General features: G+C 56.0%; 10 protein-coding genes. 3 read left to right on the top strand and 7 right to left on the bottom strand.

Annotated elements, in window-relative coordinates; genetic code table 11:
- Positions 1-90: 90 nt before the first annotated feature.
- Positions 91-2454: a carbohydrate binding domain-containing protein gene (locus tag FH603_RS26530; protein ID WP_186742067.1), complete on the bottom strand. Its 2364-nt coding sequence runs from the start codon at positions 2452-2454 to the stop codon at positions 91-93.
- Between the two features lie 400 nt (positions 2455-2854).
- Entirely contained in the window at positions 2855-3694 is an 840-nt protein-coding gene (locus tag FH603_RS26525) for a helix-turn-helix domain-containing protein (RefSeq protein WP_186742065.1), read from the bottom strand.
- Positions 3695-3839: 145 nt separating this feature from the next.
- Between FH603_RS26525 and FH603_RS26520 the strand changes: the two genes are divergently transcribed.
- The 3 genes from FH603_RS26520 to FH603_RS26510 are packed head-to-tail and all read left to right on the top strand — an operon-like array spanning position 3840 to position 9666.
- On the top strand, positions 3840-5216 hold the full coding sequence (locus tag FH603_RS26520) for a TolC family protein (protein WP_186742063.1): 1377 nt from the start codon (positions 3840-3842) through the stop codon (positions 5214-5216).
- A 2-nt stretch (positions 5217-5218) separates the two neighbouring features.
- Positions 5219-8572, top strand: coding sequence for an efflux RND transporter permease subunit (locus tag FH603_RS26515; RefSeq protein ID WP_186742061.1), 3354 nt, complete (start codon positions 5219-5221; stop codon positions 8570-8572).
- Positions 8573-8580: 8 nt separating this feature from the next.
- Positions 8581-9666 (top strand): efflux RND transporter periplasmic adaptor subunit, encoded by a 1086-nt coding sequence (locus FH603_RS26510; RefSeq protein WP_186742059.1) that lies wholly within the window; start codon positions 8581-8583, stop codon positions 9664-9666.
- Positions 9667-9685: 19 nt separating this feature from the next.
- Here the strand turns inward: FH603_RS26510 and arsB are convergent, their stop codons facing one another.
- The 5 genes from arsB to FH603_RS26485 all read right to left on the bottom strand — a co-directional run bounded on the left by arsB (position 9686) and on the right by FH603_RS26485 (position 13044).
- A complete protein-coding gene (gene arsB, locus FH603_RS26505) occupies positions 9686-10765 on the bottom strand; it encodes an ACR3 family arsenite efflux transporter (protein ID WP_186742057.1) in 1080 nt (359 codons plus the stop codon).
- Positions 10762-11211 (bottom strand): arsenic resistance N-acetyltransferase ArsN2, encoded by a 450-nt coding sequence (gene arsN2, locus FH603_RS26500; RefSeq protein WP_186742055.1) that lies wholly within the window; start codon positions 11209-11211, stop codon positions 10762-10764. Before arsN2 ends, arsB begins: the two co-directional genes overlap by 4 nt.
- A gap of 3 nt (positions 11212-11214) precedes the next feature.
- Entirely contained in the window at positions 11215-11670 is a 456-nt protein-coding gene (locus tag FH603_RS26495; protein ID WP_186742052.1) for an arsenate reductase ArsC, read from the bottom strand.
- 22 nt (positions 11671-11692) lie between these two features.
- Positions 11693-12619 carry an arsenite methyltransferase gene (locus tag FH603_RS26490; RefSeq protein ID WP_186742050.1) on the bottom strand — a complete coding sequence of 309 codons (927 nt, stop codon included), beginning with the start codon at positions 12617-12619 and terminating at the stop codon, positions 11693-11695.
- 98 nt (positions 12620-12717) lie between these two features.
- On the bottom strand, positions 12718-13044 hold the full coding sequence (locus FH603_RS26485; protein ID WP_186742048.1) for an ArsR/SmtB family transcription factor: 327 nt from the start codon (positions 13042-13044) through the stop codon (positions 12718-12720).
- Positions 13045-13405 lie beyond the last annotated feature (361 nt).

Raw genomic sequence — 13405 nt, 5'->3', positions numbered from 1 at the left:
TGCCATTGAGAGTCCGTTAGTGCTTGAAACGATTCGTTCATGATCTTGGAGCTTGGTAACTACAAGATAAGACGGACTCTCATTTTTAGACTATCCAAAACATACTCTTAAGGCGTTTAAATAATCACCACTGGCCGGATCTGTCAGGTTGGGGCCAAGATTATTCGGTGGATCGTTCAGCGATTCGTTGACCACTTCGATGTATTCTAGTCTGGCCCGTGCGTCCGAACTGCCATCGTAGTGGTTGGCGACCGCCTGGAACCAGGCTTTTACCTTTTCCACCTTCTGCGCATCGCTCAGCGGTTTCAGCCAGGTCGGCTGCTGGGCTCCCCACACCAGCACGTGAAACCGGAAGGGAAAGCCATTCGCCTTGGCAAACGCCCGCGCCTGGTCCACTTCGGTGAAGTTATAAACGCCCTGAGTCCCTTCGATACTTCCCCATTTACCCGCGTTTTCGGGCGTTACCTGGTTGAAATACTTCTCGAAGTTGGCAATTTGAGGGGTACTGTAGGCAGAGCCCAGAAATTTGTTTTTCCCCGTAGCAATGGGCGTCTGACCGGCGGGCACCTGATACTTGACCGCGCAGTCGTCGGCTCCAACTACCGTCACGTTATCGACAAAGAAGGTACCAACGCTTTTACCCATATCCAGCACAATCCGGGTGCTGGCATCGTTGGCCGTGAACGTCCAGGTCATAGGTGTCCAGGCCGTTGTTGTCGTGTAATCAGGTCCGTACAATGCACCAGCTGTTGCATTGGTCGAAAACCGGATCGTTTCTCCACCCGCATTGGACCGCACATACATCGTAACTGTGTAATTTTTGCCAACCGTCAGGCTCATTGGATTACTTACCAGTTGCACATCATACGGATTACCCGCAACCGTATTGGTCACCTTCACCGCCCGGCTTCCCTCGTTCACTTCGGCCGCTACGGTGGTTTCGGTCAGGTTGGCCGCACCATTGAATTTTGACCAGTTCGTGAAGTCATTACCCGGACCACCCACCTCAAAACTACCGTTGTTGACCAGGTTGATAATGGCCGGACTGATGTCGGCATCGTCGAGGTAATAGATATTCGTGTTTTTACCCAGGTCGAGCACCAGCCTGGTCTGGGTTTCATTGGCCGTGAAGGTCCAGCTCAGTTTGGTCCAGGTGGTTGGAACGGGCGTATCAGGCCCGTAGAGTGAGTTGGGCTGGGTCGAAAAGCGAATCGTGCTGCCAGCGGTGGTAGCTTTGGCCCAGATCGAGAAGGTATACTGCGTTCCAACAACCGTCGTGGCTGCGTCGTTGATCAGCTGCACGGAATAAGCTTGTCCGGCATTAGGCTGGCTACCGGTCACTTCGGCCCGTAGCGCCCTGCCGCCCGAGTGGGTGTCGGTCGTGGTAGCCGTCAGAAACGAAGCACCATTTTGCTTGGTCCAGTTGGTAAAGTTGTTGCCAAATCCGGTTTCAAACCCACCGTTTCCAATCAGCAGCGCGTCGGTCGAGGTCAGGCTCATGTCGTCCACAAAATAGGTGGCGGCACTGGTACCCAAATCGATGGCTACCCGCGTAGTGGGTTCTACGGGAATAAAATCGAGCGTTAGTAACTGCCAGTCGGTACCAATACTGGTCATGGTCGAATAGGCATAAGCCCCATAATTCGCCAGGGGCGAGATGGTCGATAGTCTAACCATGCCCCCCGCCGTAACGGCTTTGATGTAAACGCGGAACCGAAAGTTCTTGCCTACCGGCGTATTTAAATAAGCACTGCCCAGCTGAACTTCGTAGGCATTGCGCGGAGTGGCTGATACTACTTTCAAGGCTCTGGCCCCCACTTTTACTTCAGCGGGGTTGGTCGTTTCTGAAAACGAACCCGCCCCGTTCAGTTCCGACCAATCGGTGAAGACACTACCGGCACCCTCTTCAAAACTGGGGTTGGGTAAATAGTTTGTCAGGTTGGCGGCCGGTGGGGTAACGACAACCGTACCCAGCATTTCCATGTCGTCCAGGTAATAAACGACATTGCTCTGTCCCAAATCCAGGGCGATGCGGGTTTGGGCCTGATTGGCCGTAAAGGTCCACGACAACTGTGTCCATACGTTGGCCGGAACATTCGTATCGGGACCATAGAGGGCACTAGGCTGGGTCGAGAACCGGATCGAGCCACCAGCAGTGGCGGCTTTGACCCAAATTTTGAATGTGTAGGCAGTGCCGATGGTCGTTGGGATCAGGTCGCTCAGCATCTGCACCTGGTACTGCTGACCGGCAAAGCCCGGCCCCGCCGACTTCAGGGCGCGTGTTCCGCCGTGTACTTCGGCAGGCGTAGTGGTAGCCGTTAGATAGGCGGCACCATTGGCTTTGGTCCAGTTGGTGAAAACGTCACCGGTACCTGACTCGAAGCCCGGATTCGGCACAATGTTTTGCTGGCCGAACAGCGGTGATATGACTCCTATCAGAAGGAGAAATAGCATTGATAAGCAGTAATTTTTCTTCATAACCGAAGAGCTGGCGGCCCGAATGTGCCGACATAATTTGCAGCTTACCATTAAAAGAATGGATTATTTTTTTTATACTTGTAATAATGACACTTATTATTGCAAAAGCAACACGAGCACCAAGGCTTGGCTATACTACACTAATATGCTGATGATTTAGCCAGCACTAATGGACGGAGAAGCTGTTTCGTTTGATGCGGGTATCCGATTCGGCGATCATCCACTTTTGACAAGTATCCGTACCTGATTGGCCCGGCTACAGTTGACGGTAGGGCTTCTCAAGCGCGTTGGCTCACACGGGTTTTGCCGCCCGCAACAGCCCGGACGCTGGTGCCAGAGCGGTAGTCGAAAGGAGCAACACCCGCCTGACAGTTCCTCAGATAAACGAACTCTTTTTATACGCCGTCGGTGTCTGGCCGGTGTGCTTTTTGAAGTACTTCACAAAATTAGACGGGTCACTGAACCGAAGCGCTTCGGCAATTTCGGTAACGGTCTGATCCGTATGGAGCAGAAAGCGTTTAGCTTCCAAAATTACCTGATGGTCAATCAGTTCGCTAGCCGATAGGCCATTAACGCGACGGCAAAGCGCATTCAAGCGTTGGGGGGATATGCCGAGCCAATGGGCGTAGTGATGAACCCGGTTGCCCACGGATTCCTGGGTACGTAGCCGATTTATGAACTGACGATATTGGGCACCCGCGCCAACTTTCGCCGTAGTTTCGGCGGGTGCCGCCTGAAGCAGGCGGGCAAAAAGTACCTGCGTCAGGCCCCGCAAAATGGATGGTGAATACGCCTGTGGATGTTGGTATTCCGTCTCCAGCTGATGCAGTATATCGACCACCGGCTGGCAATCAGTCAGTTCGATCTCGGTCCGCTGCTCTACCTGTTGCAGTAGCGAATACAGCTCAGCACCAGCGACAGATCCGATAAAATCTTCCCGAAATAACAGCACATAGCCTTTGGGAATAGTCGTTAGCTGCCAGCAATGCACCTGCCCCGGAGAGAGAAAAAAAGCAACCGGAGCCGCTACCGGCAACCGCTGTGTGTCAATCCAGTGAAAACCGGCACCCTCCAGTAAAATGATCAGTTCAAAATAACCATCGTGCTTGTGTGGTTTGGTGCGCTTGATCAACTCTTTGAAGCGGGACAGTTTGAATAGCTGCCCGGCTTCCAGCTTATTCTTTGCCGGAATAGCAACTGACGATGATGGGTGCATGTAAAAACAAGAATATAGCTGTGATTTTCGATCGAAGTTGCCCGGTTTCAAATATACCAAAAAAGAGATTTTTTCACCATAAGTCTCCCGGGTAGGCTCTCTACTTTTGTTCTAGTGCGTTCCTAACCTTTTCTCCCGCTCAGTTGTGTCGGTTAACCGTCTTTTATGGCCTGTTCCTGTACTGGCCGGATGGCTGTTGGTGCTCATCCAAACGGCCTTCGCTCAGCCCCCGTCTCAACTGCGAACCCTGCTTCAGCAGGCCCCCGACCGCTACCCCGCCCTGAAAGCCCGCGCCTACGAAGCCGATGCACTACGCCAGCAATCGGCCGTTCTGCGCACGGCCCGGTTGCCCACGCTGGATGCTACGGCTCAGGCCAACGTGGCCACCTACAACAACCTGACGGGCATGTTCTACCCGACGAGCCTATTGCCCATCAGTGGGCCACCCTCCACGGGAAACCAGTTTAGTCCCGTCACCGGCACGGCGGCAGGTTTGCTGATGAACTGGTCGCCCATGACGTTCGGAGCCGTAGACAGTCGCATAGCGGTGGCCCAGGCCGAGTTGGCCGTTAAACTGGCCCAGACCGCCGACGAGAAACTGCGGATACAGGTTGCCACCGCGCAGGCTTATCTCGATGCGCTGCTGGGTGACGAACTGAACCGCTTAGCCGGCCAGAACAGCAGCCGCACCGACTCGCTGTTGCGGCAGGTTCAGGCATTGGTCGTGCAGGGCCTTCGCCCCGAAGTAGATACCGCTTTGGTAGTGACTGAATTCAGCCGCGCCGAAATTGAGCAGATAAACACCCGTAACCGCGCCAGCGAGGCCCGGCTCAAACTGGCCGAATGGCTGGCCCGGCCCGATACTGTTCTTACCCTGACCGACACGACCCTGCTGACCAGACTACCCGGTGGGAGGGGGGATACGAATACGGTTGCCCATCCGACCGAGCAGGTTTTTCAGCGACAGATTGACGTGGAAACGGCCCGCGTTGGCCAGATTCGACGGCAGTTTGCGCCCCGGCTCACCTTCTGGGGCACTACCTACGCCCGGGGCTCCGGCGTTGATTATCAGGGCCAGGTGAATGCCCTGGATGGGCTGGTGTTCAGTCGCTTCAACTATGGCCTGGGAGCCCATTTGCTAGTGCCGCTACTGCATGGTACCGAGCGGTCGGCACTACTGACCCAGCAGGATTTTCGGGTGAAAGCGGCCAACGAACAACTGGCGCAGACCCGCCTGACGCTCGACACGCAACGCCGGTCGGCCCGTTTGCTGCGCCAGCAGGCCGAAGAAATTGCCCGGCAGATGCCCCGGCAGGTAGGGGCGGCCCGGCAGGCATTGGTTGGTTTGCAAAGCCGCTACGCATCGGGCTTAGTTAGCCTGACCGACGTGTTGCAGGCGCAATACACCCTGCTGCGGGCCGAAAGCGACCAGAAAGCGACGATACTGGCCGTCTGGCGGGGTCGGCTGCTGGAAGCCTACGCCGAGGGGAATATCAATTTATTTCTGCAAGTGCTTAACTGACCATGCTCCAACTTATTCAACAAGCCCTCCGCCGGCCCATCACTATTCTGGTGGTGCTGATCGGCCTGGTGGCGGCTTCATTCCTGACGATTCGGAAGATGCCGATCGACATTTTTCCGAACCTCAGCCTGCCTACCATTTACGTAGCCCAGCCCTACGGCGGTCTGTCGCCCCAACAGGTTGAAGCACTTATCACCTCTTATTACGAGTACCACTTTCTGTATGTCACGGGCGTCAAATACGTCGACAGTAAATCCGTGCAGGGCGTTTCGCTCGTGAAGATAGAGTTTCAGGAAGGCACCAACATGGCGCAGGCCATGGGCGAGGTTGTAGGATATGTGAACCGCTCACGGGCGTTTATGCCGCCGGGTACGGTACCGCCCTTCATTGCCCGTTTCGACGCGGGCAGTGTTCCAGTTGGCCAGTTGGTGTTCCGCTCGGAAGGCCGGTCGCTGGGCGAAATTCAGGACCTGGCCCTGTTTAAAGTCAGGCCCATGTTCTCTACCCTGCCGGGTGTGTCGGCCCCGCCCCCGTTTGGCGGCAATCAGAAGACGGTGCTCATCCGGGCCGATCCGGAGCGGCTGCAAAGCTATCACATCTCGCCCGACGAGTTGATTGCGGCTATTGCGAAGGGTAATTCCATCAGCCCGGCGGGAAACCTGCGGGTAGGCAACCAAACGCTTACCACACCTATGAACACGATGGTGGACAATATTCGCGAGCTGGAAACGATACCGGTACAAACCGGCTCCGGCGAATCCACGCCGGGGCCGACTGTATATGTCCGGGATCTGGCGCAGGTGGAACTGGGATCGGACATTACAACCGGCTATGCGCTCATCGACGGCAAACGGTCGGTCTATCTGAACGTATCCAAGCGGTCCGATGCCTCCACCTGGCAAGTGGTGCAGGCCGTAAAAAAGGCCCTGCCCGATATGCAGGCGGCTATTCCCGACGACATTAAGGTGTCTTACGAGTTCGACCAGTCGGGGTACGTCATTAACTCGCTTACCAATCTGCTCATCGAAGGCGGTTTGGGCGCGATTCTGACCGGGTTGATGGTGCTGCTGTTTCTGAGCGATCGCCGGAGCGCAGCCATTGTCGTGCTGACTATTCCATTGGCGCTGCTGTCGGGTGTGATTGGGCTGTACCTGACGGGGCAGACGCTGAACATCATGACCCTGGGCGGGCTGGCCCTGGCGGTGGGTATTCTGGTCGATGAAGCCACCGTAACGATTGAAAATATTCACCGGCACCTGGAAGAAGGTGAGCCTAAAGCCCAGGCAATCTGGCTGGCGTGCCGGGAAATTGCCGGCCCCAAACTGCTTATCCTGCTCAGCATCCTGACCGTTTTTGTCCCCGCCTTATTTATGACGGGTGTTACGCAGGCTTTATTCCTGCCTCTCTCGCTGGCCGTGGGTTTTTCCATGATTGCTTCTTTCCTGCTCTCCCAAACGCTGGTGCCTATTCTGGCCAATTACTGGTTGAAAGACCATAATCAACCGGTTTTGCCAGACAGAAACACGACAGATTATCGGTCGCCTACTAAAGCCACGCGGGGCGAATCCACGCCGGGCGAATCCACGCCGGGCGAATCCACGCCGGGCGAATCCACGCCGGGCGAATCCACGCCGGGCGAATCCACGCCGGGCGAATCCACGCCGGGCGAATCCACGCCGGGCCGCTTTGCCCGTTTTCAGGTACGGTTCGAGCGGGTATTGACCGGTTTGCTGGCCCGTCGAAGCTGGGTGGTGCCACTTTATGTTGGGTCCACGTTCCTGCTAACCGGGCTTATTTACTGGGGCTTAGGGACCGACATTTTTCCAAAAACGACGACCAATCAGTTTCAGGTACGATTGCGGCTCCCCACCGGCACCCGCGTTGAGTGCACCGAAGCCGCTACCCAGCAGGTGCTGACCGCCATCCGCCAACTGGCCGGGCCACAAGGCGTGGCTATCTCATCGGCCTTTGTGGGTACGCAGCCATCGAGCTACCCCATCAACACCATTTATCTGTGGACCAGCGGCCCCCACGAAGCGGTACTTAAAGTGAACCTGACGGAAGAGGCCACCGTTGCGCCCGCCCAATTTGCCGACCGGCTGCGGGCCGAGATGAAACAGCGCGTACCTGACTTGCGACTATCATTCGAGGCTGGCAATCTGGTCGATCAGGTCATTAACCTGGGGGCAACCAACCCCATCGAGATTGCCGTAGTGGGTAAGAACTTGACCGATGGGCGGAAAATGGCTACCCGGCTTCAGCAGCGGCTGGCTGGTCTGACATACCTGCGCGACGTGCAGATCGCTACCCCACTCGATTACCCCAGCCTGCAACTGACCATTGACCGGGTGCGGGCGGGGCAGCTCGGCATGACGGCCAGTGAAATAGGGCAGTCACTGGTGACGACCACGTCTTCGAGCCGCTTCGTTCAGCCTAATTACTGGATCGATCAGGCCGCCGGTAATGCCTATCAGGTGCAGGTCGATATTCCGCCTTACCAGCTCACCGCGCCGGAGTCCATCGAGCAAATTCCGGTTCGGTCGGCGGGCGCGGGAGGCAATGCTCAGTCGGCGGGGGTAACCCTGCGCGAGGTAGCCGACTGGAAACGGACTACCACCGTTGGCGAATACGACCGGCTGAATCAGCAACGCTACGTGACAATCACGGCCAATGTAGGCGAGGGTGATCTGGGCCGGGCAGTGGCCGACATTAAACAGGAGATTACCGGGCTGGGCGAACTACCTAAAGGATTGAAGATCAGCCTGCGGGGCCAGGCAGAGTTGCTGGGGCAAACGCTGGGTGAATTGCAGGCCGGGCTGCTACTGGCCATTGGGGTTATTTTCCTGCTGCTGGCCGCCAGTTTTCAGTCATTCAGGCTGGCTGTCGTTGGCCTGTCAACCGTACCAGCGGTGCTGGCCGGTTCGCTGGGGCTTCTCTGGATTACCGGACAGACACTTAACATCCAGTCGTTTATGGGCTGCATCATGGCCCTGGGTGTGGCCATTGCCAACGCCATTCTACTGCTGACCAACGCCCAGACTATCCGGCAGCAATCGCCTGAACGGGCGGCCCTGACGGGAGCGACCACCCGCTTACGACCCATCCTGATGACAAGCCTGGCCATGATTGCCGGGATGATTCCAATGGCCAGTGGCTTGGGCGAGGGTGGGGGGCAAACCGCTCCGTTGGGTATTGCCGTCATTGGCGGACTGTTCTTTTCAACTGTAAGTACCCTGCTGATGCTTCCGTTAGTGTACCGGTCCATGATCGGCGTTCGGCCATCGGCCAGCTCCTCGCTCGACCCAACCGACCCCGACAGCCTTCGCTACGTAACTCCCTCACAACCGCTTTCCTAACCGATTCTATGCGTTTCTCCCTCGCTTTCTATACGCTTGTCATTCTGCTCAGTGGTTGTCAGCCCAAGTCCAAGCCTGCCAGCCTGCCAGCTGCGGGGGCTACCCCTCAGCCCGACTCGGTCACTACATTGGTGCTGACTGCCGAAGCGGTTCGCAAGGACGTAACCCTTCCCGCCGAACTGCTGCCCTACGAGCGGGTGCAGCTGTACGCCAAAGTGCCGGGGTTCGTGCGCCGGATGTCGGTCGATATCGGGTCACGGGTGCAGAAAGGACAGCTCCTGGCCGTGGTGGATGCGCCGGAACTGGGTGCCCGCGTGGCCGAGGGGGGCGCTAACGTACAAACCGCGCTGGTTCGCTACCAGAACGGGCAGGATCTGTACCGGCGGCTGGCGGCAGCCCGTCAGGCAGCCGGGGCCGTGTCGGTGCGTGAGGTGGAATCTGCCCGCAACCAGATGCGGGCAGATTCCACCGGCTGGGTGGCGGCCCGGCAGGTGCTGCGCTCCCTGCGCGATCAGCAGGCGTATCTGACGCTCAGAGCACCGTTTACCGGTGTGGTCACCCGGCGCAGCGCCGACCCCGGTGCATTGGTGGGCATCAGCCAGCCTCTGTTAGAACTGGAAAACAACCGGCGGCTACGGCTACGCGTTGCCGTTCCCGAAGCGCTGACCGGAAGCCGGTTGCCTGCCAACCGGGTATCGTTCACCGTCAAGGCATTTCCGGGTCAGGCGTTTGCGGGGGCGCTTGACCGTAAATCAGAAACTATCGACCCCAAAACACGCACTGAACTCTGGGAATTCAGGGTCGACAATGCATCAGGTACGTTGAAAGCCGGGATGTTTGCCGATGCGAAGCTTGGCATGGCCCGGTCGCAGAACTCCTTTCTGGTGCCGCCCACCGCCGTGGTGACCTCGCTGGAGCGCAAGTTCGTAATTCGGGTAAAAGGAGGTAAAACCGAGTGGGTCGATGTGGCGACAGGCCTGGGAGTGGGCGACAGACAGGAGGTTTTCGGACCACTGGCCAACGGCGACACTCTGCTGAAAGCGGCCAACGAGGAACGTAAGCCTGATCAGACGGTGATTGCCGTGGTTAAATAAGCACATGAAAAGACGCGTTCTACAAATGATCGGCTGAGGGGACGTGTCTGTCGATAAGTGACGGGGAAGGGGCAAATTTCTTTTCTTGTTTCAGGGCAAAATTGACCATCAGAATCAGTACCGGCACTTCAATCAGGGGCCCGACTACGGCGGCAAAAGCGGCCCCGGAATCGATACCGAATACCGCGATGGCCACCGCAATACCCAACTCGAAGTTGTTGCCTGCTGCCGTGAAGGCAAGCGAAGTGGATTTGCCATAATCGGCTCCGGCACGTTTCGACAGGTAAAAGGCCGAAAAGAACATGATGGCAAAATAGATCGTCAGCGGGATAGCGATACGCAGGACATCGAACGGAATGGATACGATGAGCTGTCCCTTCAGGCTGAACATCACCACAATGGTGAACAGCAGGGCTATCAATGTAACAGGACTAATGGCCGGTAGAAATTTCTCTTCGTACCATTCCCGGCTGAACATCCGCGTGAGAACAACCCGTGAAAACAACCCCGCCAGAAACGGAATGCCCAGGTAGATAAAAACGCTCTGCGCGACCTGACCAATGGTGATATCCACCTGGTAGCCATGCAGCCCAAACAGGGGTGGCAACACCGTGATAAACACGTAGGCGTAGACCGAATAGAACAGCACTTGAAAGAGGCTGTTAAACGCCACCAGACCTGCAGCGTACACGCGGTCACCGCCCGCCAGATCGTTCCAGACGATCACCATGGCTATGCAGCGGGCAATGCCGATCATGATAAGGCCGGTCATGTAATCGGGTTTGTCGGACAGGAAAATGACCGCAAGCCCGAACATTAGCAGAGGGCCGATTATCCAGTTTTGGAGCAGGGACAAGCCGAGAATTTTGGTATTGGTAAATACCTTCGGTAGTTCGCTGTAACGCACTTTAGCCAGAGGTGGGTACATCATCAGCACCAGACCGATGGCGAGCGGTACGTTCGTGGTGCCCGAATTAAAGCCGTTGATGAAAATCTGCGACTGCGGGAAGAAATACCCGATGCCCACGCCGATCAGCATGGCCAGGAAGATCCAGAGGGTTAAATAACGGTCGAGAAAGGAAAGACGGGGAGTGCTCATGCGTGATCCTGAGTTAGTGCGCGTTTCATGACAATGGCCGTGGACGGGCAAAGCTCGCTGAATTGCTGTGTCTGCTGGATGGCCGCAGGTACTTCCTGACGGTTGACGGGTTGAAAGCCCTGCCGCTCGAAATAGCGGTCGGCTGAGGTGGTAATCAGATACACTTCTTCCAGATCGGCGGCTCGGGCAATTTCCAACATCCGGCCCACCAATTGGGCACCAATCTGCTTGCCCTGATAATGCTGATCGATGGCGACCGAACGCAGCAGACCTACCCTGCCAACGCGTTCCAGACCCGCCACACCGATCAGTGTAGTTTGCTCTTTGGCAATTATGAAATCAGAAAGATCGACGGGAAGGTCATTGGTCAGCAATTGGCCTTGCTGTAACAGAGAAATGATGGCCGCTTTGTCAGCCGGTTGTGCGGTTTGAATGTGCATGGCCATAGTTTATTGCAGGGCGAGTTGCCCCAGGCGGCTATTGATAAATTCCTGACTGTAAGTTTTGATGAGATCCCGTACCTGACGGAAGGAGGTCAATTTGTCTTCGTCCGGGCGGTCTCCCTCTGGTGTATCGGCCGGTGCGGTGTGTCCCGGGTCGGGGAAACTGTGATGGATCATTTCGCCCGCTGTGGGGAAATACGGGCATTGTTCGCGGGCATTATCGCAAACCGTGATGACGAAATCGAATGGGATTTGCACATATTCGTCGGCATGATTCGATGTATGGTGTGAAATGTCGATACCATCTTCGGCCATCACCTGAATGGCTAACGGGTTCACCCCGTGGGGAGCAACGCCTGCGCTATAAACCAGGGCGCGGGAGCCTGCGAAATACTGCAAATAGCCTTCAGCCATCTGCGAACGGGCAGAATTACCCGTGCAAAGTACTAAGATTTTTTTCATCATCGTTTTCAGGTTTGTTGGGTTAGTTGCAGCAATCCGGTCCACAGCAAACGGCTGTTTTGGTTTCGGTGTCAGGCATTGGTTTTTGCGCGAATACGGTCACGCTGTAGATGCCCCAGGCTGAACCGCCCTTGTCCTGCTGGCGAAAGTCGGCCACTTCATCAGCTGACAGATAATTTTGCAGTACCTCATCGGGCAGGGTAATTTCCCGCTCCTTTTGAACCTGAATGTTGAAAAATCCGGTGTCCTGTATGAGCTGCAAATAGGCATCCTTCCGGATAGCACCCGAGACACAACCCACATACATTTCGGCGTCCTTTTGCAAGCCTTCGGGCAGTTCCCCTTTCAGCACAATGTCGGAAATGCTGAAATGACCACCTGGCTTTAAAATGCGGAAGGTTTCGGTGAATGCTTTGTGCTTATCGGGAACCAGGTTCATCACGCAATTACTTACCACCACATCCGCGAGATTTTCGGGGAAGGGCATATCCTCGATGTCGCCATAGACGAATTCGACGTTGGTAAAGCCCAGTGCTTTGGCATTCTTACGGGCGCGGTCGATCATAGGCGGGGTCATGTCTAAACCGATCACCCGGCCCGTTTCGCCGGTTTCTGCCCGAGCAACAAAGCAATCATTGCCCGCGCCCGATCCTAGATCTACCACCACATCCCCCGGCCTGATCCGGGCAAATTGTGTGGGTAGGCCACAACCCAATCCCAGGTCAGCGTCGGCCACGTAGCCGTTTAGTTCCTGGTAGTCCTGAGCCATCATAATCGGCACATTCCCTTCAATCTCTGGTCCCGGACTGGATGGTCCCGCTTGGGCGCTCCCACAGCAGGAGGTAGGACCCGGTTGGGCGCTCCCGCAGCAACCGTTTGCATCTGGCAGTTCGGCAATTGCACCGTATTTCTGGCGCACAACTTCTTTTATTTGTTCAGCGGTTTCCATGTGTTTTTCCTTTATCGGTTTAATGTAATATTGCGATTGGAAAGGGCAAAAAAAGAGCTTGTCACCACAGTTGACCGGCCAGCGTTGCACTGGCCTTATCAGCAGCAGGATACTTCCACCCTGGTATCAAGCAATGCACCAAAGGCCTGTTTGGCTTCCTCCCATACCGGTGGATTGATACAGTAGCACACGCGGGGTGGGTTGATTTCGCCCTGGATGATACCGATGCGTTTCAGCTCCTTCAAATGCTGGGAAACGGTTGCCTGGGCCAGGCCCAATTCGCCCACCAGATCACCGCAAACGCAGGCCTTCTTTGCCATGAGCATTTGCAGAATGGCCACCCGTGCGGGGTGGGCAAATGCTTTGGCTAAATCAGCCAGGCGGTTTTGCTGTTCGGAAAATATTTCGGTTCTGGACACTCCCATAGGGTAAAGGTACTACATAAAGTTTATATCGCAATATTGCGATCATTGACTGGCAGGGTTTCGGTCCGGGCGGGACCATTGTGCAGGCTATGAAAGAAATGGGTTGGGCGTCTATCGATCCGGGCGGGTGCTTTTGGGGTGCGTTGGCCCAACTAATTTTCCGCGTGTTCGTAAAAACGTCTCTCTGTTTCTGGAATAGAATTCGCAAAAAAGCGGCCGCATCAAGTCAGATGATGCGGCCGCTCTCCACCCTGGTAAACGCTGCCTACCGGTTGAGCACTTTCAGTATCTGGCTTTGACTGGGTGTACTGACCCGCAGCAACAGCAGACCGGCGGGCTGGGCGCTAAGCGATAGGCTTTG

It is taken from the genome of Spirosoma utsteinense, assembly GCF_014282275.1.
Taxonomy (GTDB): domain Bacteria; phylum Bacteroidota; class Bacteroidia; order Cytophagales; family Spirosomataceae; genus Spirosoma; species Spirosoma utsteinense.
The sequence above is the reverse complement of the archived record's forward strand: the minus strand, read 5'-3'. Positions and strand labels throughout refer to the sequence as shown.